This window comes from Pseudomonas sp. zjy_15 (assembly GCF_043101865.1).
Taxonomy (GTDB): domain Bacteria; phylum Pseudomonadota; class Gammaproteobacteria; order Pseudomonadales; family Pseudomonadaceae; genus Aquipseudomonas; species Aquipseudomonas putida_Y.
The window spans coordinates 1-20,718 of the sequence record NZ_JBICII010000095.1 but is presented as its reverse complement, the minus strand read 5'-3'; the positions used below and the strand labels follow the sequence as shown (position 1 = coordinate 20,718).

General features: G+C 55.0%; 18 protein-coding genes and 1 pseudogene. 8 read left to right on the top strand and 11 right to left on the bottom strand.

What is annotated here, in order from left to right; translation table 11 throughout:
• The first annotated feature begins 29 nt into the window (after nucleotides 1–29).
• Nucleotides 30–1,580 carry an SH3 domain-containing protein gene (locus tag ACF8EF_RS16945; RefSeq protein ID WP_392529231.1) on the top strand — a complete coding sequence of 517 codons (1,551 nt, stop codon included), beginning with the start codon at nucleotides 30–32 and terminating at the stop codon, nucleotides 1,578–1,580.
• Nucleotides 1,581–1,583: 3 nt separating this feature from the next.
• Here the strand turns inward: ACF8EF_RS16945 and ACF8EF_RS16940 are convergent, their stop codons facing one another.
• Nucleotides 1,584–2,135 (bottom strand): ATP-binding cassette domain-containing protein, encoded by a 552-nt coding sequence (locus tag ACF8EF_RS16940; protein WP_392529229.1) that lies wholly within the window; start codon nucleotides 2,133–2,135, stop codon nucleotides 1,584–1,586.
• A 546-nt stretch (nucleotides 2,136–2,681) separates the two neighbouring features.
• Here ACF8EF_RS16940 and ACF8EF_RS16935 point away from each other — a divergent pair.
• The gene (locus tag ACF8EF_RS16935; RefSeq protein WP_392529227.1) at nucleotides 2,682–3,041 is read left to right on the top strand and encodes a putative quinol monooxygenase; all 360 of its coding nucleotides are present in this window, start codon (nucleotides 2,682–2,684) and stop codon (nucleotides 3,039–3,041) included.
• A gap of 313 nt (nucleotides 3,042–3,354) precedes the next feature.
• The gene (locus tag ACF8EF_RS16930) at nucleotides 3,355–4,353 is read left to right on the top strand and encodes an NAD(P)H-dependent flavin oxidoreductase (RefSeq protein ID WP_392529226.1); all 999 of its coding nucleotides are present in this window, start codon (nucleotides 3,355–3,357) and stop codon (nucleotides 4,351–4,353) included.
• Between the two features lie 601 nt (nucleotides 4,354–4,954).
• Here ACF8EF_RS16930 and ACF8EF_RS16925 read toward each other — a convergent pair.
• From ACF8EF_RS16925 to ACF8EF_RS16910, 4 genes are all read right to left on the bottom strand, one after another.
• Nucleotides 4,955–5,275 (bottom strand): hypothetical protein, encoded by a 321-nt coding sequence (locus ACF8EF_RS16925; RefSeq protein ID WP_392529224.1) that lies wholly within the window; start codon nucleotides 5,273–5,275, stop codon nucleotides 4,955–4,957.
• A 935-nt stretch (nucleotides 5,276–6,210) separates the two neighbouring features.
• A complete protein-coding gene (locus ACF8EF_RS16920; RefSeq protein WP_392529223.1) occupies nucleotides 6,211–6,939 on the bottom strand; it encodes a metallophosphoesterase family protein in 729 nt (242 codons plus the stop codon).
• Between the two features lie 74 nt (nucleotides 6,940–7,013).
• Nucleotides 7,014–7,409, bottom strand: coding sequence for a DUF6957 family protein (locus ACF8EF_RS16915; RefSeq protein ID WP_392529221.1), 396 nt, complete (start codon nucleotides 7,407–7,409; stop codon nucleotides 7,014–7,016).
• A gap of 3 nt (nucleotides 7,410–7,412) precedes the next feature.
• Nucleotides 7,413–7,754 carry a hypothetical protein gene (locus ACF8EF_RS16910; RefSeq protein WP_392529219.1) on the bottom strand — a complete coding sequence of 114 codons (342 nt, stop codon included), beginning with the start codon at nucleotides 7,752–7,754 and terminating at the stop codon, nucleotides 7,413–7,415.
• A 400-nt stretch (nucleotides 7,755–8,154) separates the two neighbouring features.
• Between ACF8EF_RS16910 and ACF8EF_RS16905 the strand changes: the two genes are divergently transcribed.
• Nucleotides 8,155–8,499: a sigma-70 family RNA polymerase sigma factor gene (locus ACF8EF_RS16905; protein WP_392529273.1), complete on the top strand. Its 345-nt coding sequence runs from the start codon at nucleotides 8,155–8,157 to the stop codon at nucleotides 8,497–8,499.
• Nucleotides 8,500–8,632: 133 nt separating this feature from the next.
• On the opposite strand, the gene ACF8EF_RS16900 is transcribed toward ACF8EF_RS16905, so the two are convergent.
• The 4 genes from ACF8EF_RS16900 to ACF8EF_RS16885 form a co-directional block, all read right to left on the bottom strand.
• Nucleotides 8,633–9,787, bottom strand: a complete 1,155-nt coding sequence (locus tag ACF8EF_RS16900) for a YiiX/YebB-like N1pC/P60 family cysteine hydrolase (RefSeq protein ID WP_392529218.1) — start codon at nucleotides 9,785–9,787, stop codon at nucleotides 8,633–8,635.
• Nucleotides 9,788–9,994: 207 nt separating this feature from the next.
• Nucleotides 9,995–12,529, bottom strand: a complete 2,535-nt coding sequence (gene hrpB, locus ACF8EF_RS16895) for an ATP-dependent helicase HrpB (protein WP_392529216.1) — start codon at nucleotides 12,527–12,529, stop codon at nucleotides 9,995–9,997.
• Between the two features lie 599 nt (nucleotides 12,530–13,128).
• Nucleotides 13,129–14,157 carry a serine/threonine-protein kinase gene (locus ACF8EF_RS16890; RefSeq protein WP_392529214.1) on the bottom strand — a complete coding sequence of 343 codons (1,029 nt, stop codon included), beginning with the start codon at nucleotides 14,155–14,157 and terminating at the stop codon, nucleotides 13,129–13,131.
• Nucleotides 14,154–14,627: a hypothetical protein gene (locus ACF8EF_RS16885; RefSeq protein ID WP_028697841.1), complete on the bottom strand. Its 474-nt coding sequence runs from the start codon at nucleotides 14,625–14,627 to the stop codon at nucleotides 14,154–14,156. Before ACF8EF_RS16885 ends, ACF8EF_RS16890 begins: the two co-directional genes overlap by 4 nt.
• Before the next feature lie 343 nt (nucleotides 14,628–14,970).
• Here ACF8EF_RS16885 and ACF8EF_RS16880 point away from each other — a divergent pair, with 343 nt between their 5' ends.
• Nucleotides 14,971–16,164, top strand: coding sequence for a hypothetical protein (locus ACF8EF_RS16880; protein WP_392529213.1), 1,194 nt, complete (start codon nucleotides 14,971–14,973; stop codon nucleotides 16,162–16,164).
• Nucleotide 16,165: 1 nt separating this feature from the next.
• The gene (locus ACF8EF_RS16875; protein ID WP_028697843.1) at nucleotides 16,166–16,381 is read left to right on the top strand and encodes a hypothetical protein; all 216 of its coding nucleotides are present in this window, start codon (nucleotides 16,166–16,168) and stop codon (nucleotides 16,379–16,381) included.
• A gap of 312 nt (nucleotides 16,382–16,693) precedes the next feature.
• On the opposite strand, the gene ACF8EF_RS16870 is transcribed toward ACF8EF_RS16875, so the two are convergent.
• A complete protein-coding gene (locus ACF8EF_RS16870; RefSeq protein WP_392529211.1) occupies nucleotides 16,694–18,382 on the bottom strand; it encodes a hypothetical protein in 1,689 nt (562 codons plus the stop codon).
• Between the two features lie 312 nt (nucleotides 18,383–18,694).
• Nucleotides 18,695–19,087: pseudogene (locus ACF8EF_RS16865) on the bottom strand (DEAD/DEAH box helicase); the annotation flags it as partial.
• A gap of 116 nt (nucleotides 19,088–19,203) precedes the next feature.
• Here ACF8EF_RS16865 and ACF8EF_RS16860 point away from each other — a divergent pair.
• Both ACF8EF_RS16860 and ACF8EF_RS16855 read left to right on the top strand, forming a co-directional pair.
• Nucleotides 19,204–19,623: a hypothetical protein gene (locus tag ACF8EF_RS16860; RefSeq protein WP_014592516.1), complete on the top strand. Its 420-nt coding sequence runs from the start codon at nucleotides 19,204–19,206 to the stop codon at nucleotides 19,621–19,623.
• A 22-nt stretch (nucleotides 19,624–19,645) separates the two neighbouring features.
• Complete coding sequence (locus ACF8EF_RS16855; RefSeq protein ID WP_392461703.1) at nucleotides 19,646–20,518, top strand: cation diffusion facilitator family transporter; 873 nt, start codon at nucleotides 19,646–19,648, stop codon at nucleotides 20,516–20,518.
• The last annotated feature ends 200 nt before the right edge of the window (nucleotides 20,519–20,718 follow it).

The following is a 20,718-nucleotide window of genomic DNA, read 5'->3' as shown; positions in this document are numbered from 1 at the left end:
GCCAGAGGCCGCAGAAGGATGGTGATCGAGTGAAAGACAAGAGCCAGGCTCCGAGCAGCAGTGCAGGCAAACCGAAAAAGAGCTCCGAAAGCTCAGAGAACGAACTCGATCAAGCTATCCTTGGATCCGGCATTGCTGCACACGAAGCAGTTGACAATCAGGGGGCGGGGGCAGCCGCTGCTAAGCCCAAGCCCGAGGCCTTCGTCCTTGATCTGGATAATGCGACTGGCGAAGCTGAGCCAGCACCGCAGAGCCCAAAAGAAGCCGCCCGGACTTTAGCGCATGCTCGGGACATACTGGATTCTCCGACCCTGAAGCAAGCGAGAGCCACACTCGATGCAATTGGAAACGCGCCGTGGAGAAAGACGATCTCTGCTCTGAACCTGATGAAAGACCCGTCTTGGAAGCAAGCCCTGGCGTCAGTTCAGTCGATGAATACCTCGTCTCTGCAGCAGGCCAGGGCAGTGGTTGAATCCATGAACAACTCGCCGCTGAGGCAGACATTGGCGGCAGCTGAGTCGATGAACAGCTCCTCCCTGTTACAGGCAAGAGCTGCGGTTGAATCGCTCAACAGCTCGTCTCTGAGGCCGACCTTGGCAGCAGTTGAGTCAATGAACAGCTCGTCCTTGCAGCAGGCGATGGCGGCGGTAAAGTCGATGAACATTCCGTCCATGAAGCTGGCAATGGCGACGGTCGATTCGTTCAATAGCTCGTCCTTGAGACAGGCCGTAGCAGCTATCGAGTCGATAAAAAACCCGCCTTGGAAGCAGGCAATGGCTGCCGTCGACGCCATGGACAACGCTTCATGGAGAGCGACTGCGGCTGCACTCAACTCCCTCAATAATTCCAGCTTGCGATCAGCCAGAGCAGCACTGGATTCGCTGAACCTCGCTTCCTGGAGAAGTGCTTTTGCCAGGCTAGATTCGTTAACAAACCGGTCGGCCCTGCGTATGGCTGCAGCAGCTGTCACCTCGTGGGGACAGCTGAATTCACCGTTGCTGAGCTATCTCGCCTCTGACGAAGCACCTGACCTTGCTCTGCTGCTGCGTGAAGCTGCATTCGATGCCCCGCTGGATTTGATTGAAAGCGGTGAGCTTGAAGAGTTCGAAGCCACCGCAGTGGACGGTCAGATAGTCGAACGGTTAGACCGTGGGGATACAGTTGAGCATCTACCCGCAGTCTCCAGAGCCCGTCTGATTGCTTGCATCGTGTTCCTGATCAGCATGGCCAGTGCGATCGTGAATATCATAGATCTTTGGCAGGCATACGACTTCGTACAAGAGAAATTGTCCGGAGTGAAAAGCTCGACAGAAATCACCGAAACTCTAGCCACGATTCCCGTGGACAAACTCAGCTTGCTCGAAGGGCACAGGGTGCTCACTGGCGACAAGGTAAACTTGAGAACCGAGCCATCAGAACAATCTGAAATCAAGGCTTTGCCCCAGAAGGGCGCCCTACTTGAGGTTCTGGAGGATGGCGAGGTCTGGATTCGAGTGTCTGTAGATGTCGCTGGTGAGTCCCTGGAAGGCTGGATAGCCCGCAGATATACCATTCCGATCCGACTGCCAGCCAAAAAGTAGAGCTCAAACAGCCTTGAAGACCCGAATGATCTCGCTATCGGCCAGCGTTGCGGTTGGCTCATCAAGAATGAGCACCTTCGCACCGTGCAACACACAGCGGGCGATCTCGATGAGCTGCTGTTCAGCAAGAGACGTGTCGCTCGCACGGGTATAGAGATCAAGATGCTCCAGGCCGAGAGCGTCAAGCTGCTGACGAACCTCAGAGGCATGCTTTTTACGCAGGTACAGCTGTTTTACCCGAGCATGGCCCATGAGCACGTTATCAAGAACGGACAGGGCGGGAATGATCGAGAGCTCCTGGTGAACGATGGAGATTAGAGAAGGATCTGTACGCTTTCCGGATCGAAGCAGTTGACCATCTACGATGATCTCGCCTGACGTGGAAGGAATGATCCCACCCAATATTTTTACGAGGGTACTTTTCCCCGCCCCATTCTCGCCGCACAACCCATGTATTTCACTTGAACGCAATTCGAAATCAATCGATTTCAGCGCTTCAAAAGAACCATAGGTTTTCCGGAGACTTGCAACGCGCAAGACTGTTTCACTTTGCATGGCAACCTCTTCTTTTTATTTTTAATAGCGGTATTGCTTGCAAAAAACTCTTGAACAGAGCTCAAGGATGCATGGAAGTAAAATCTATTGAGGCTTCTCCCCCTGCACAGCGCACCACAAGCGGCTCAACATCAACGCTACCCAAGTGCAGCTGCATTCAGACCAGGCACGGGAACGAAACTAGCCTCTCAAAACAATGGAATGAATAGCCAAGTATGAAAAACATTATTTCATAGATGAAATAAATAACTCCGCTCATTGTGCTAGCGTGAAGATGGCGTCTGTCTCAGGTCACCGTCTAGGTGCTGGCCTCGTTGCCCATACGTACCAGAACTGGATGCGGAATGACCGAAGACCTTATGGAGAAGCGGGCCAAGCGGTACGCTCCAGAGATCGCTTCGCTGCGCCTAAGCACACGCCGCCTGCCTCAGCATCGAAGCATTGCGCTCCGTGGCTCTTTTCAAATCAAGGGGCTTATTGTGAGCCGGGCCTATCACGCTTGCACACAGACCTCCCTTCAATATCACGTTCGAGAACCTGTCACGAATGAGCAAACAAGTAATCTTCACCCTATCCCTGAAAGTCTCACCATCGAATATTGCGGCGCTTCTAAAAATCGTGCAGCAGCTCGTTGCCGATACTGAACAGGAGGAAGGCTCGCTTACCTACGAATACTTCGTATCCGACGATGAAAGCACTATTTTTATACATGAAAGATATGTAGATTCGGCGGCAGCAGCTTTCCATCTAACCCACACATTCCCTCCATACGCTGAGAGCTTCGCTAAATTTACGGAAACCGAAAGCTTCTTTATCCACGGTGAGGCATCCTCAAAACTCAAAGAAACACTTAAAGGGGCCCAGGTAGTTTACCTTAAGCCATTTGCCGGATTTAACAAACACTAGAAAATATCGTTTGTCGCGGGCATTCTGATGTCTACCCGCGACTTGCCCTCCTCATGCCAATCACCTGCTGTGCTTGCTTGATATGAGAAGAGCGGGAATCTCACTCATCTCACGAGATTTTACGGGGCGCTCAGCTCATTTTCCTGCGTGACACACGGCATGTTCATCCGTGTTGCCGCCCGGGGGCAAGGATCGTCTCGAATGCGCTTTACCGCTGAAGCATTGTTCAGTTAAACAGTTGGATTCCTGTGATCCAACCTTTTCGCCCGGCCCGGGTATTCACCCACCGCCGTGGAAGACCTGGAGTGCTCTGATGCGAAGCCCATTGTTCAAGACTCGTATCACCGAAATGCTCGGCATCCGCCATCCAATCCTTTGCGGCGGGATGGGGCCTGGCGTTTCAGACGCGACCTACGTAGCGGCTGTGGTCAATGCTGGGGGAATGGGCTTCATCGTTGCTTCTGCCTACCCTGATCCGGAGCAGTTTCGCGAGGAACTTCGTAAGTGCCGGCAGCTGGCACCTGGAAAAAGGTTCGGTGTGAATCTCTACATATCTGGTCAGCCCAATGCAGCCAACCGCATTCAGGAGCAGGTGAAAATCCTGGCTGAAGAGGATGTCATTTGCGTCGAGACCTCCGGTGGTAGCCCCGAGGCAATCCTTCCTGCTCTCCGGGAGTCCGGCATCAAAGTGCTGCACAAGGTTTCAGCCGTCCGACACGCCCGGTCAGCCGAACGCCTGGGCGTTGATGCCGTGATTGTTGTTGGCAATGATTCCGGAGGCCATCCAGGAACCTACGGTATCAGCAGCATGGTGCAGGCCCCTCAAGCCTCACGGGAGCTATCCATACCCCTTGTGATTGGCGGTGGGATGGGAACAGGGAGCCAACTCGCCGCCACCTTGGTGATGGGTGCTGACGCGATCTTGATGGGCACCAGGATGTTGGTATCGGAAGAGCTGTGGATTCACCGCCAGTACAAGGATCTACTGGTGAACAGCGATGGCACGGACAGCGTCATCGTCAAGACCGGCCTACGCCAACATCACCGGGTTTTGAACAACGAAAGCGCGAAAGCCGTGGCTGCCATTGATGCGACTGGTACTAGCGATTTTGAACACTACCGCCCGCACGTCATGGGCAAATTAACTACCCAGGCTTACCTTACGGGTGATAGCAGCATCGGTATGCTCGACTACGGGCCATCGGCAGTTTTTGCGAATGCAGTGCAGCCAGTGGAACAGATATTCGATGACATTCTTGACGATGCAAAGCGTGCCATGCAGCGCCTGAATGCACTCGACTGCGAAGCATAGTGTTATCGTGGGTTGAACACGACGCCTTGATAGCTCGTGTTCGACCATTCAGGCATTTGTTCCATAAAGTCGAATTTTCCGCGAAGCGGGCTACCAAGCAGAGCGCGTAGGGCCGAGGCCAACGAAGCTGGACTTAGTTCACGACAGCCGTACCGTAAGGCCACGCACCATGCTTCGTGCTTCTCTCACCCCACCTCCTCACGTCTTGGGCGCTTCAATGTCCAGCGATTGAGGTTTCAGAAACTCGGCCGCCCCTCCAGTCGCAAACCACGTAAAGGCTGCTTAACGTCCTAACCACCAGGAACCCCTCGACAGTCCTGCTATCGAGGATGATAGAGGTGCGAATTATGTCACCATCGTCAAAGCGACATTCTCGATCAGCGAACACCAAGCCCTCCAGAAAAATGTCCCCTGACCCATAGGCTGCAGCTGAAATGTAAGCTGTGACCGGCACTCCAAAATCGATCTTCATGGCTTTCGCTACAGTCTTTGGTACAGACGCCGGCGCATCTTGATCTACATGCCGCGTCGACAGTGGAGCTCGTTTCTCAGCCATCTACCACCTCGATAATCTATGGGTCATATCAACACCAGAGGGAGCTCACCGACTTTCGCTACCACCGTTTCCAGGCTTGCCATTTGCAATCCGCCCAAACGAATCATTAAAGAGGATGGTGTCCCCCTCTTCGTCGAACATCTGGCCAAGCCACCTTGCCCGCTTGATCGCTGATATCTGCGCGAAGAAGCAGCTCTCGCATAAATGAAGCTCGTACTCCTCGCCACTGTGCCCTGAGCCTTCTCCCCAAGAAGCGTGCATCGCTCCGAACTGGAGCTCGCCGTTGCTACCTCGCGCGCACATCCCGCAGGCGTCGCATATCACATCAACGACCTGGTCGTTTTCACTTGGCTGCGTAACCTTCATTGCGGCCCTCCGATAACGCGGCATTTAGCATCGCTGACCTAGATCGCGCGCTTCATCCGCATCTCAGCCACGCGCGCCAAGGCGGCCAATTAACAGGCGAATGAATAGGCGCATGATAGCCTTGCCGTAGCCCTCTCCATCGGAGCACCCTCTTTGAGCACCCCCTCGGTTCCTAGCTATTACACGTCTCTGCTGCGCGCACCGTGCTTCTCGACCGACCCCATCGGAAAGCGTCAAGCAGATCGCTGGAAGCGCCTCGTCGACAACATTCACAGGAGCACTACACCAGAAGATCTCCGCGAAGCTCGGGGCGTGGCCGAAGGCTTCATCCTGGGGTTAGTTGAATGCGGCCATTTACGACCAGACAGCGAACGCGACTACGTGATACTGAGCAGCATCCATCGTCGGCAGGATTTCCTGCGCGCTCTCCTTTCGACGCTCAATTGATTTATCGGTCGCCCATCCAAGCGCCCGCTGAGGCGCTTGGCTAGGATGCCGAAGGCGCATCGTTGCTATCGGCTGTCACGATCAAAGCACGCAGACTGGCTCGACCCATTTCGCGATTGAACGACGTCAACACGTAGTGCCCTTCCTTGGTAGAAACCATCCAGAACCGACCCGTTTTCGACAAGTTGTAAATCGGCTCGGTCTGCAGTGTGCATCCCCCGGCGTAATGACCATGACTAGGCACGGCCTGACTAACCACAACTCCGACAGCGCAATCTGAAGAGATAACCACGTCACCGAGGTACGCCCTGATGGGCACTGAGTGGTTCCGAGCCATGGCACGAATCATTCTCTTCAACTGAAAAGCAGAGAGCTCCTTACCGCACTGCTCATTTCTTCTGTCCGACATCCCTACTTCCTGTGTCATACCGCTGATCTCAACCATCCCAGTGATCCTAGAGCTGAGCGCATCAGCGATGTCTGTTGTGTTAGATCTCAATAGTAAAATCAGGTATAAAGCCCGATTTTTCGCCCGGATAACCTCTCGGGTTCGACACCAAGCGACACCCTGAAATGACCGTATCTATGGCGTGATGGGTGTGACCGAAAATCCAAGCGTCCGCTAGCTGAATGAGGTCGTGCCACTGGTTGTAGTAGGCAGCGGCGAGATGTCCTTCATGACCATCGCCGGCCACCTCGGGAATAGGGCAATGGTGCGTGATCACAACCGTCTTCCCCGCAAAATCCTTGCCGAGCTCAGTAGCCAAGAAGTCTCGGCTTGAGATGTTTTTGCCTATCACATCAGCAGGTCGAAGCTTGCGGAAACCTTCTCCAATACGGATTCGGGAGAAGTCGTTCATCCATTCCGCGCAGACTCTCATGGCTGCCTTGTAGTCGCCTGTCGACGTGAAATCTGTCCACGCTGTTGTCACCAGAAACCGAACATCGCCGACGACCAGCACCTGATTTTCAAGGACGTGCACATGCGCCGCCGCCGCTTCCTGCATCTTGTTCAGAGTGCTCGTGAGATGCCCTTTATAGAATTCGTGGTTACCAGCGACGTAGACGACTGGACAAGTGAATGACTGGTTAGCCCACTCGACACCGCGGCAGCGAACAGAGATGTCACCGGCCAGTACAACAAGATCTGCATCTACCTGAGGGGGCTCAAAGCTCGCAAACTCGAGATGGAGATCGGAGAAAATCCTAACTCTCATCGGTCACTCCTACTCCACGCGACATTGATAACGTCGCCTTTTCAAGGCTTGTCCGAAGGACAGCCGGGCTAGCTCTACGGGTGGAGCGAGAAGACAACATCAAGGCTCGCCTCTTTCCGATACCCATCCCCCAGAAGCAAATAGGCCGTACTCCTGGTTTCAAAAATGCACTGACCCGGATGAGAGACTGCGTAGGTCGTACGCACCCAGTGACCGGGATCGAACCGGCGCCGGCTATCCTGAACAACCTCATGAGCAAAGATCACCATTGGCGGGACTTCTGCCGGCGCTAGCTCACCTTCACTGGTAACAACGTCGATCCAGACCCACTGCCTGACCAAGCAAAAAGGTTTGCCAGGGAAGCGCTGCTGCGCTGCCTGAACTAGATCTGCAGGGTCACCATCCCACCCCTCAACTAGATCACCGGCACCGTAGAGGAAAGACATGATCTCTTTCAAAGAGGCAGCCATCGCTCAGCCCCTCGCGCTCGAGTAAACCTTTCCATCACGTGTGACAAACTCGTAGATAGGTTTCGGCTGACTGCCTTCCTGAATGCGAATTTCCGAGAGCACCTGCATGGAAAACTCATCCTGCTTTGTCATCGATGGTGGTGCCATCAGTTGAACCTTGTTCACGCTCAAGAATTCAACGGCGTCCCCTTTACACAGCGAATCGACAGCTTCGACGCTTGAGACGATACGCATAGAAGGCCCAAGACACCCGTCCACAAAGCCGCTTCCTTCCACCACAAAGTAGTAATTATCCGGGTTCAGGCTCGCTGAATCCCAGAGCAAACGCAGGTGATCCGGTGCCAAAAATTGCCCCTGCAGATCAGTCCGCTTAGTTACTAACACAGGCTATACCCCGCTTATTTCTCGGGCTCTAAGCTAGTGTTAAGCCCGACAACAATTCATATAAATTGACAACTTTCTACCGGACTGTGATTGTCCCTTCACCACTCTTCCGTCCTCTTGGAACGGCAAAGCAACCATACCATCAATCCCCATACACTTACTATATTTCGTAGATGTGGATTTTTCGATATGGCCTTATCCTTCCCTTTGGGAAGCGCAAATGCCATCGCGATACACATTGGCCGCAGTTCTCCGCTCGACGCGCTCTGCACGCGGCCTATCCCAAGAGCAGTTCAGAACCACCGTGGAGGCCCGGCACCTGCATAACCTCGAGCACGGGAAATCGAACCCCACAGTGGAAATGCTCGAGGGGATCAGCGAACGGTTGGACGTTGACATGGTGGCACTGCTGGCAGCTGCCTCGAGCTACGAACGCCAGGAATCTCTTGAGCAGTACATGTCGTACTTGTGGTCTGAGCTCACGAAGCTGCGCGATATGGGCGTGATGGAAAACATTTCTGCCCAGTTCACAGGTGGCGAGTTGATCACAGCCAAAACAGGCAAGCCGCCTATTCCGGCCGATAGAATCAGGTCAGTACTGGCTTGCAAAGCCGAAGGGCTGAGTCAGAAAGAGACGTCGGTAAAGCTAGACATACCCAAGTCCACGGTGCACAAGATCTGGCACATGCCTGCTCAAAATCCATAGGATCTGGATCGGCGACCAGGTGCACTGATGGCATGGCAAGGATTTGGAGATGAGCTCAGCCTCGAGCATCAAGGCTGGATCAGAGATCGGTACCCGAAGCTCAGGTACCGATTGAAGATAATCGGGGTTCCGCTCAATCCACTATTTCAGCCATCTGCATCCTCACCAACTGCGCAAGCTGAGGGTTTTTGATGACCCGCATCCCACGCTCGATCGGCCCATCAATCTCCGACATCAATACACGAGCACGATGCGCAACATCGGTCAGCCCTACAGCCTCAGAGGCGATGGCGATATGGTTGAGGCGCACCCAAACACCCTGAATGAGGTTTTGGTAGAGCTTGAGGTGCTCCATCATGAAGCCCAGGCCAGTCGAGAGATAATTCTGGATGGTGTTATCAATGTTCTGCGAATGGCGCCGAGCCAAGCTGTACTCTTTCTTCAGCTCAGTCTCCATAACGGCGGCTGGGTCAGTTGCTTTGCGCACCTCCATCGTCAGCCACTCATGGTTGTACCGGTAGGGATTCACCTTCACGTCATGGTTGTAATAGGTGAGGTACTCATTCTCGTGCAGGTAGCCGACCACGATCTCATCGAGCTCAGGCCGCTCAATCAACAGAGCTCCGACATCATTCACAGTCTGGATGTCGAATTGGGCGTTAAGCTCTGGCTTGGATTTGACCAAGGCCCTGACCTTCGCCAGCCACTCAAAGGTCTGCTCGGCATTCTGCTTGATCGGGTCGTGAGTCTTCGCGAACTCAATCTCACCAGGCAGGGCCTCTCGGATCATCCCTGGAACCACCTCAAATGCCTTGGTTCTGGCGAGCTTGCCCGGCGTGCAGTAGTGGGGTGAGCCAAGGTTGATGAAGTCGTAGTCGATCTGTGCATAAGCCAGAGCAACCAGCCGTGAACAGAACTGCTTCTTGGTGGATTCGAGCTTCATCAACCGACGTGGAAGAGCGAGGGTCGCCTCATCCAAGGCGTACAGGGAACCGATTTGGGAGTGGGCGTACTGACAGATCTGCTCGATCTCTTCGTCGCTCAGAGGCTTCTTGCTCCGAAGTACCACACAGTGGCTCGGCTTATCCAAAATGATCCGCTGAGGGTTCTTCGAGAAGACCCCTGCCTGTACCGCCTCGATCAGCGTACCTTCCACCCAGATCGACGCATGCGAGTAGCGTGATGCGGTACCCAGTCGCACTCCCTTGCTGATCAAGGTGTTCTCAGCAGTCAGGACGATATCGCCCCGCTTGAGCAGTGAACGCTCAATTGTGTATTTCTTTTCCATCGATGTACGCCTCATAAGATTGGAGGCGCAGCTCAGGGACGTAATCGATGTAGGTGACGTCGCCCATTTCGGATGAGGTACACCACATGCTTCAGTACGAAATCAAGGCCGCGCACAACAGCGAAATGAGGGCAAAACGCCATCGTTCAAGCTGACCGCAGCCGGTTAATAGATGACAAATTGTTTCCACGACACAATGAAGGTAGATCAGGTGCCTCTTGGCTTTGCCCGCGCTGTGGCTTGAGCAACAAGTGGATCATCAGGCCAAAAATGCTTTGGGTACCTACCTTTCAAATCCTTCTTCACCTCAATGTAGGTTGACGCCCAGAAGTTCGCCAAATCTTGTGTCACCTGTACTGGGCGGCGCGCTGGGGATAGCAAATGCAGCTTGAGAACTTGGCGACCATTAGCAATCCGTGGCGTATCTGCTTGGCCAAACAGCTCCTGCAATCTCACTGCAAGAACCGGCGGACGCTCACTGTAGTCAATTCGAATATTCGACCCGGACGGTACCGAAACCGTCTGGGGCGCCTGCGCTTCCAACTGCTGCGGAAGAGGCCACGGTAGCAGGTTGCGTATGATAGAAGACAGATCGAGCTGACCAAAATGACTGAGCCGTGTGACCTTACCGACATAGGGGCCGAGCCAATCCTCGAGCGACGCTAGCAAAGCATCATCACGAAGATCGGGCCATTCGCTCTGCTTACCCGACTCTTCATCCAACAGGCGCAGCAGCTCAACCCTGGCTTGCCACTGACGAAGTTCGGGCGTCCACGGAAGAAGCTCCAGTCCCTTCCGGTGAACGTAGTTGAGCAAGGCCTTAACGCGCGCTTCATCGCCTAGGTCGGCCAGAGGCGCACGCGACAAAATCAACTCCCCGACTTTCACCTGCCGCTCGGCGCGAAGCACACCCTCACGCTCATCCCAATCAAGTTCATCCACCCGGGAGACCTGCTCTTGAAGGACAGTGTCGAACAACGCTTCATCCAGATCGGCAGCTAGGTAGATCCGCTCCTCACGCTGGCCCTGCCGGCTTCCCAAGTCGGCGATCACCAGCCAAGAATGCTTCATCAGTGCATCAGCTTCGGTGAACATCGCAGCTCGACCATTGGCTAAGCGATATTCAGCCCCACCGGCACGACGCTGCTGTGCGACACGGTCTGGATACGCCAAGGCAAGCAAGCAGCCCACCCACCTTGGGTGGTCGGGATCAGCGACTGGTTGCGATGCTGGGCCGCGCAAGTACGACCGGTATTGCCTCGCTAGTTGCTTCGCTCTTTGAGCACCGCCTTGCTCTCCTCGTTGAGCTCGTTGCTCACCAGAGAGAATGGCCAAGCGACTATGAAGGTCTGCACCACCACCTCGCTGAATATCGCGCTCGCCGAGCAACGCGGCGATGTTGCACGCTGTCTCAGTCAGACCCAGCTCATGTCCCCGCAGTAGCAATTGTGCGATCCGAGGATGACTCGGCAGCTCAGCCATAGCTTGGCCGTGCCTAGTCAATTGCCCATCTGGTTGCACGGCGCCAAGCCGTCGAAGCAAATCGTTCGCTTGCGAGTAAGCAGCTGTAGGCGGAGCATCAAGCCACTTCAAGTCACTTGGCTGGACGCCCCATTTAGCAAGCTGCAGGGCCAAACCTGTGAGATCCGCTTGTTGAATTTCGGGCGAACTGAAACCCGCCATTTGGTCGTGCTGGGTTTCAGACCAAAGTCGGTAGCACACACCTGACTCGACCCGCCCTGCTCGACCAGCACGTTGAATAGCACTGGCTTTCGATATGCGCTGGGTGTCCAACCGTGTCATACCGCTGCGAGGATCGAAACGTGGTACACGTTCAAGACCTGCATCGATAACGACACGCACGCCGTCGATGGTGACACTGGTCTCAGCGATGTTCGTGGCCAGTACAACCTTCCGCTTTCCTGCCGGTGCTCGATCTATTGCAGCGCGCTGCTGACTCAAGTCGAGCTCGCCGTGAAGAGGGCAAAGAAGTACATCACGCTGAAGTGATGGAGACTGGGTCAAAGCATCTTCCAGGCCTGTTACGACTCGACGGATCTCGGCTTGACCAGGAAGGAAAACCAGCAAGCTGCCAGGCTGATCAGCAAGTGCTTCAAGGCACGCACTGATGACTCGCGGCTCGATGTATTCTCCAGGTTGCTGAGGTTTTCCCCAGACTGTCGAGACCGGGAACATGCGTCCCTCGCTCGTCACGATCGGAGCGTCATTCAGCAGGCGCGATAACCTTTCACCTTCGAGCGTTGCCGACATCAGCAGCACCTTCAGCGGGGCATCGTCCCGGAAAAGCTCGCGCCCATTGAGCGTCAGCGCCAAGGCGAGATCGGCATCTAGGTTTCGCAAATGGAATTCGTCGAAGATTACGAGCCCCACACCTTCAAGTGCAGGATCGCTCTGCAGACGACGCGTCAGTATTCCTTCAGTCACCACCTCGATCCGCGTCTTTGGCCCGACTTTGCTGTCCAGGCGAATCCGATAGCCAACGGTCTCACCGACCTTCTCACCTAGCTCGCTGGCCATTCGCTCCGCAGCAGCTCGCGCAGCAAGACGGCGAGGTTCCAACATGATGATCGTCTGCCCTTGGAGCCATGGTTCATTGAGCAAGGCAAGCGGAACGCGAGTCGTTTTACCGGCGCCAGGCGGTGCTTGAAGCACCACCTCATTTCGATTTTGAAGGGCTTCAAGAAGGGCCGGCAACGCGGCGTTGATTGGCAACGAACTCATGTGTACTCCTGCGGCAGGAGCGCAGTATACAAAGGTTCACCATGGGTAGATGCGATGGATGAGGACTCACGAACCCCGTGCCCTCTCATGTGCAGCCTCAACCGTGCTGCGATTGGGTTTATCTGCTAAACCTCTTGGGAAACGCCTCTCGAAATTCGACATGAGAGTGCGTTTTCAAATTTTGTAATGGCCCCTAGCCACAAAACCTGTTCATGTATACAGTATTAGTAAGCAGCATCCGTGCAGAATGACCTTTCGGCGAATACGTAGGCCAAATGGATTGATCTCGTATAAGCTTTGCCGCCGAAAAAATGCACGCCCACAATGCCCACGTTCGTCGCTGAGGCGACAGGAAGGATTCGAATGAGCAAGCGGCTTCCCAACCTGAGGCTTACGTCGCCTAGATGTGCGTTCTGTGGTGCCACCTGGCAACCAGCGGAAGGCATCGACGCGCTCAAATCGTACTGCCCTTGTTGTGCTGATGCTCGTCGCGCCCTTGCTGAGGCTCACTTCCAGCTTAAGCCGCTGAGCGCTGCCGACTTCAGCGGCGGGTACCTACTACCTCGCCGCCTGCGAAGCGCTGCCGGCTAAAGCACCGCTTACCGAAAGTACGCTTCCAGTTCGCGATCAACCTGATTGCGGCCTATGACCTTCGTGGATGCGCCCAGGCTCCGATTGTTACCTTTGCCCAACGGTTGGCTCCAGGCCCGCCACTCATGCTGGCGTTGACCATGAATGTTCCACTCAACGACGTTTAGCCGCTTGGGCGACTGCAGTTCCCACCTCACCAGATCCTCAGTCACGATAGGCACTGTCCACTCAGGCTCAGTCGGCAAAGCCGAAATGGCATTGAGTACCTCTTGGGTAGTCGCATAACGATCGTTGGTGTTATCGGCCATCATCTTTCGAATGACCTTACGCCACGGCTTGGGAACATGTGGCAGCCAGCGCAGACGTTCAATGAAGCCGCCTTGGGCGATGACATCTGCAGGACACTCGTTCTGGAACACGTACCAGACCTGTCCGTGCAACAACCGGAACAGCGTCATACCCAAGGCCCAGATATCGCTCTTGATACTGGTACCACTGCCCTGCCACACCTCCACAGCAATATGGTCTGCGTACCCCGCAGCTGAGCCGTAGCCAAGGAGCAACCTGTCGGTGACCAGACCGAAGTCACCGAGCTTTGCCATGCCGAGATGGTCGAGCAGGATGTTGCCTGGCTTGATGTCCCTGTGAAGCATCTCGCGCCCGTGCAATGCGTGCAGCCCGATCAGCACATCGATCGCGACCTTCCGCACGGCAGCGAGAGTCATCGGCCCCCGTTCAAAATGAGCTTGCAGGGAGCCACCAGGGCAGTACGCCATCGTGAAGCGGATGGCATCCTCCACCTCGTCTATACCGTAAACCTGAACGACATTGCGGTGAGTGGCGGTCTTCAGGTGCTGAGCCTCGGCGAGGAATTCCCTCCTGATATCCACCCACTCTTCATCGTCGTTTTCCGCCTTACGGGAAACCACTTTTACTGCCACTTGCCCATGAACGGCGTCTTGACCAAGGAACACTTCACCGAAGTGCCCGTTCCCCAATTTGTCCAGGATTTGGAGTTTCGGAACGACACTGGTCATGGTCGAGCCCTGTGTGCAATCACAAGCATTGCGGCCTCACGACTCCCCTTGCGCAGCTTCGCTCCCTCTAGCTTCTCTGCCCAAAACGCATCGTCGTTCACGCAATCATCGACCTTCCGACCGTAGGTTCGGCTGATCACTTCTTTCTTGAGAACACGGGTCTCACAGGCAGACGCAGCAGCGCACATGATCACACCACGAAGCTCTGCGCTATCGAGAAGCCCCCCGTTGGCCTTGCCTTGAGGTACTGAGCTCGCCTTGACCACCACCTGGTCAATTCCATTCACTTCTAGGTAATCCTTGCACCGATGGAAGAGCGTTTCGTATCCCTTCTGCCGATCCCCTGTGGGCAGCTTCCAGGTCACATCGGTAACCAGTGAGATAGGGGCATCACAGTCATCCGGAATCTGCGTATCAACGACAGTCACTTCCCCGGAACCTACCATCAGACCAACGCAGCGTGTTGCCATGTACTTTTCCTTGTGAAGGCAATTAAATATCACGCCATGGTATTACAGCCGCTTACACCGTCAATTGCCTGGTTGTGTGTGTGAACGTTGCCAGCCCACCGATTTCGGGGCCAACGCTGTCTGGCCTGCTGGTTTCAGAGAAACGAGAGATCCGACGGTTGGTTCAAACCTGACTGTATGAAGGGACGAATGGTGGCGGCCAAGATCCTACCAGCTATTGGGTGGCCAAGCGGGCGTCTTTAGCTGGGTTTGTGAGTGGAGTTCGATAGACGCTGGAAGCTGAACGCGAGAAAGGGACATGGCCCGATTGGCCATTCGTAACGGCACTACGTGGGACTGAATAGTGGATGACTGGCAGGTAACAAAGCGAAAAATCTGGGCCATCGCGAAGGCTTGCTCGTTCTGGACTGGACGTCAGATCAAGAAAGTCTTCATGGGCATGTGCATGCTGGTGGGCACCACCTGGGGCTCCATGATCATCGCCCTACTCACCATCGGCAGCGCCGCGATGATTTCTGTGATGAGCGGCGACATCAAAAACGAGTACACCGCCGTACACTCCTGGCCCGAGTTCTTCGCAACAGACTACCTGTGGCCGTCCATTCAGCTCTCCATCGCCGCAGTCATCTTGGTGTTCTTACGTGAGGTAGGGGTCGTCACCTCAACCCGGAAGAAGGAAAAAGAGCTACAGGATCGCCTGACCACCATGCCGCCCAAGCAGTTTCTCGCCGCCTATAGTGACGCGATGATCGACATTCGGCAGCTTTACGAGGGCCTACTGGAAGAAGGTGCGCCGCCGTTGACCCGTAAAGGTCTCGCAGGCGACATCCGCATGATGCTCACGAAGATCCTGGTCTTGGCACAGAACTGGGACAGTGCGCCCTCCGAAACGTACAGGGCCAACATCATGATGATTGAGGAAGACAAAGATCTCATCCGCAGGGAGTACTCGGAGCAGGTAAACGACAGCCCCTTCTTCCTGTTCAACTCCAACATCGATGCTCGCTTGGATAACGCAGACGGCATCCTACACATCACAGACCTTGAGCTCTCAACCTTGGTCGGCGCCCAGGTTTTGGCAAAGCCGGACACCGATATCGTGCCGATTTGCTTCCCGTTCAAAATGGATGCGTCGGATCACGCCAAATCGCACCCGAACCTACCCGGCGGGCCTGTAGCGGTCTCGACCATGGCATCTCAATATATCGAAGACTCTCGGACACACTTCAAGCAGTGGCTAGATGATGAGGCGCTGCAAAATCCGCATATAACTGAACACTATAAAACCACCATCTCCCGTTATTACAACTCTCATCGCTACGCTACGTCCATTCTTTCCATTCCATTAGTTTCTCGTAATAATGGTGAAGGGATGCCACACCCAATTGGATGCTTAAATATCTACAACAACAAAGCGAACATCCTTATGGGTGATAGCCGTAACGCACAATTTGTACAGTTATTGCAACCAATTTGCGCGTATTTGCATGATATGATATTCTTATATCGTGAAACTAACGACATGGAGGCTAGTTAAAATGACCGAACTTGCCAGAACTGAAGACGTTACTGTGACTACAGGTGACGTAGCAGTTGAGGTCTCCAATGCTCGGAAGAACAAAGCTTTCGCGAAGATTTACAATAGCCGTATGTCTCGTGAAGAGCTTAGGGCTTCTATGCTGGAGAAGGCGAAGAACGTTGTCGAGAAAGGCATCGGCTCGCTCGACCTGGTAACTGTAGTCGAGCACCGCTAGCCGCTCAGTACCCCATCACTGCGACGCGCTAGCAGCTTGCTTGAAGGCCACCGAAAGGTGGCTTTCTTGTTTCTGTCATCCATGCACTCATCCGCCCCGTAAGGCGACGCGCCCCGCTCACTTACAGCAGCAATCGTGTCCTTCCCACTTACACGCGATTGGCTTCAGGATCAGCCCCCAGGTTGAGCAGAGGGGATCAAACTCTGAGCGCTTTGGTGGCAAAAACTCTCTTGTCGCCGCCGTCACGCTGTGTCGGGCCACGTCATATTTTGCAGTCGCTCATCCGGCAACGCCGGCTTGGCTCTTGTGCCCTTAGCTCTGCGGCTCCTGCTGCTCTAGACTAGCTGGAGTAATGTCCACCTCCTGGCAAACGCTCCAAACATCACTATCTTCTAAGAAAGTCGAGAGCGTGGTATCCGATGTAGCGTGGACTTCAACTTTTGAATTTCGCTCGCCATCAATCTCAGTATAAAACACATATTCAACTTTCGAATACAACCTCACAACCCGCGGCACCTGAATTATGCTACCGAAAACCTCAAACTTCTGACCTTCTCCTTCGGCAATCCGAATTATCTTCCCGCCAGGATTATTATCAATCTCTTCGAAAGAGGCACCTTCATGATACGCGAATGGCCCGACACATATCCTCGTAGGCTGTAGGGTACGTTCAATCGAACCACTTCCTAGTCGAGCATAATTTCTTAGGAGCTTATATGTAGCCGGGTTCAGCATGGTATTCTTAATTATCAGAGGCTCAGCGCACCTTTGTGCTATTGCCCTGGCAAAACCGATGTAGTCAATTAAAAACTGTACCTGCGCGTGTATAACCTCATTGTGCGAGTTGGCTTGCGAACTGAATGTGCTCGCATTCTCGGCAATTTCGATTTCAATTACGAACCGCCCTGTATCTAAAAGCTTGGAAGCATTGGCGAGTTTTTGAAACCGGGGAAGATTAAGAATATTTTTCCCGACCCACGCCTCGAGATTGAACAACAAGTCGAACTTGGCATCTTGCCCTTCGTGAGAGCAGTACGCTTTGACCTTAAAGAAACCATCGAAAGCACTACCTTCAAACACTGTCCGAAGTGAGCCAGAATAGTAGTAACAAGGGAACACATCCAATACGGTTTCATGGCCCTCAGGGGTTCTGACAAAAAGCGTCGCGCGAGCTTCCTTTCTAGGAGCCGACATAGTCAGCACTGCTTGTTCAATCCCCTTGATGCCGCTATGGAATGCTTCGAACAGCTTGGAACCTTCAATTTTAAAATGCGCACCAGAAATGGTCAGTTCCCGACCCTCTTCTAGGAAGGCCTTTTCGGCTGCCAAATACCCTTCAATTTTATCTACGTCTTCGATGACGAGGTTGACGTTAACGTCTTCATCAACTGCCCTGATCAAATGCGTGAAAGCACTTCCAATTTTATTCACTTCGACGGTGAATCGCGGATCGAGGTTGGCCAGGTTAGATTCGTAGCCCTTCATTATTTCCGCAACCGGTGTTTGGAGCGGATCATCGGATCTGTTAATAAATCGATGGAGCAGATCGGCTGATTCTTTACCCGCAGCTGCTTTAACTTCTTTCTCAGTGAAGCTCTTTTGGTTCAGGAGGGAGTTGGATCTAGCCTCGGCATCGCGCTTCCACTGGAGCAGCGTTTTAACACTGTAGGGGGACTCGTCAGCATCAATGAGCTTCGAATGTGTTTGGCACATCCAGATGCCATTGTCGAAGTGCTTGCGATCTTCTGGGGACTGGTGCTCATCGTATCGTGGGCCGCCTGGTGCAGCGGCTTTAATGTGGCATGCGACACCAATGCCTACAGTGCCCTCTCCGTTCGATTTCGCGCCATGGGTATGTACGTAGCAGCCCGGAAAGGAACACACGTTTCCAGCGCTATCACGAAGCTTCTGTGTTGTCGTTCCTAGGAAGTTGTCGCGCTTTGGAGCGGCTTTGGCTTTCTTCTTTGCGCTGTTTTTTGGCTTGGATTTCGGCCCGCTCATGCACTGTCCTGGTGATGAATTTTGGATGTGCTGATGATGCTTGGAAATCGAGCGGATTGCGATGGTTGGAGGGGTGATGATGTTGATGCATGGGATGGGTCTGGGGGGCTTCCGGGTGTTGCTCTGATCGACGTGATCAGGTGGGTTGGGTTTGAGATCGTGGCACCTACCGGGGGTGGGATTTGGAATCGCACCGAGGTTGCTTAAGGAAGGAAAAAGAGGATGGGGGCCCTAGGGAGATGTCCTAGATAGAGCTCAGTGAAGGGAGGGGAATGCCCTGCTTTTTGACAAGATATTGGGGTTTTTCAGTGAAAGTGACAAAACATGAAATTCATCGAAGATCAGCAAGCCCACACCTTCCAGCGCCGGGTCGGCTTGCAGACGGCGTGTGAGGATGCCTTCGGTCACCACTTCAATACGGGTTTTCGGCCCGACCTTGCTGTCCAGGCGGATGCGGTAACCCACGGTTTCCCCAACCTGCTCGCCCAGTTCACTGGCCAGCCGTTCGGCCGCAGCACGCGCAGCCAGGCGCCGAGGCTCGAGCATGAGGATGGTCTGCCCAGCCAGCCACGGTTCGTGCAGCAGCGCCAGTGGCACGCGGGTGGTCTTGCCAGCGCCGGGCGGGGCTTCAAGCACCACTTCGTCACGGTTTTCCAGCGCCTGGCGCAGGGCGGGCAAGGCAGCATCAATGGGTAATGAAATCATGGTGGTCCTCGAACAGTGTCGCGAGTATAACGGCGAACCCAGCCTGCTCTATCATGGTCTTAACATCAGGTGCAGGCGCATCGCTTGTCCTGCTGAACACCTTCTCGGAGATTTACATGCGCATCTCGACCCGCGTCATCGGTGGCGCCCTCATCGCCACCCTGCTGACTCAACTGACGGCCTGCGGCACCATTTTCTACCCGGACCGGCGCGGCCAGATCGGCGGCAAGATCGACCCTGTGGTTGCTGCAATGGATGCCATCGGTATTCTTTTCTACGTGATCCCGGGGCTCATTGCCTTCGGCATCGACTTTGCCACCGGCGCCATCTACTACCCGGGTGGCCGTACTGCCCAGGTCGACCCCGCCAAACTGCAAGAAGCCGTCAGCCCCGATGGCAAGGTCGACAACCTGAAGTTGCAGGCCATTCTGGAAAGCGAACTGGGCCAGCGCCTGCCGCTGAACGACCCACGGCTGATCCAGCACCGCGGCAGCATCGAACAACTGGCCAGCCTCGGCCTGGTCCCGGCAGCCTGAGCCACACGGACGCTGACCACGGATGACCACGACCCCAGCTGAACACCAGCGCCTGCTGCGCCTGGCCACACGCGCGTCACTGGCAGTGGCCAGCATCCTGGTGCTGAGCAAGGCGCTGGCCTGGTGGCTGAGTGGGTCGGTGAGCCTGCTGGCTGGGCTGACCGATTCGGCACTGGACGCAGTGGCCTCGTTCCTCAACCTGCTGGCGGTGCACTATGCCCTGCGCCCGGCCGACGACGATCACCGGTTTGGCCATGGCAAGGCCGAGGCCTTGGCCGGCATGGCCCAGGCGCTGTTCATCGGGGGCAGTGCGGTGCTGATCGGGGTGCAAGCGATCGAGCGCTTGTACACCCCGCAACCGCTGGGTGATACCGCCATTGGCATTGTGGTGATGCTGCTGTCGCTGGTGCTGACAGTCGCCCTGCTGGCACTGCAGTACAAGGTTATCCGGCTCACCGGCTCTACTGCGGTGCGGGCAGATTCCCTGCACTACCGCTCGGACTTGCTGCTCAACGGCAGCATTCTGCTGGCCTTGTTGCTGGCGCGTTTTGGCTGGCCTCAGTTGGATGCGCTGTTCGGCCTGGGCATCGCCTTTTACATCCTCTGGAGTGCGCTGCAAATTGCCCGCGAAAGTACGGCGATCCTGATGGACAAGGCGTTACCCGGCGATGTTGGCGAGGAGATGACCGCGCTGGTGCTGGCCGTTGCAGGCGTGAAAGGCGTGCATGACCTGCGCACGCGCGTGTCGGGCAACCAGTGGTTTGTGCAACTGCACCTGGAACTGCCGGGGCAACTGCCGCTGCATGAGGCGCATAGCTTGTGCGTGGAGGCCTCGCGGGTGATCCGCCAGCGTTACCCACAGGCAGACGTGATGGTGCACGCCGACCCGGTATGAGGTAACCACCCATGCCCCACCCCTTGTAGGCGCGGGTTCATCGCGAAAGGGCCGGGGCTGCTGGCCAATTTCCACCCGCCGATCACCATTGCCGCCGCTACCGTATTCGCGGGTAAACCCGCTCCTACACACGCACAGGCCTTTGTAGGAGCGGGTTCACCCGCGAAAGGGCCGGGCCTGCTGGCCAATTTCCACCCGCC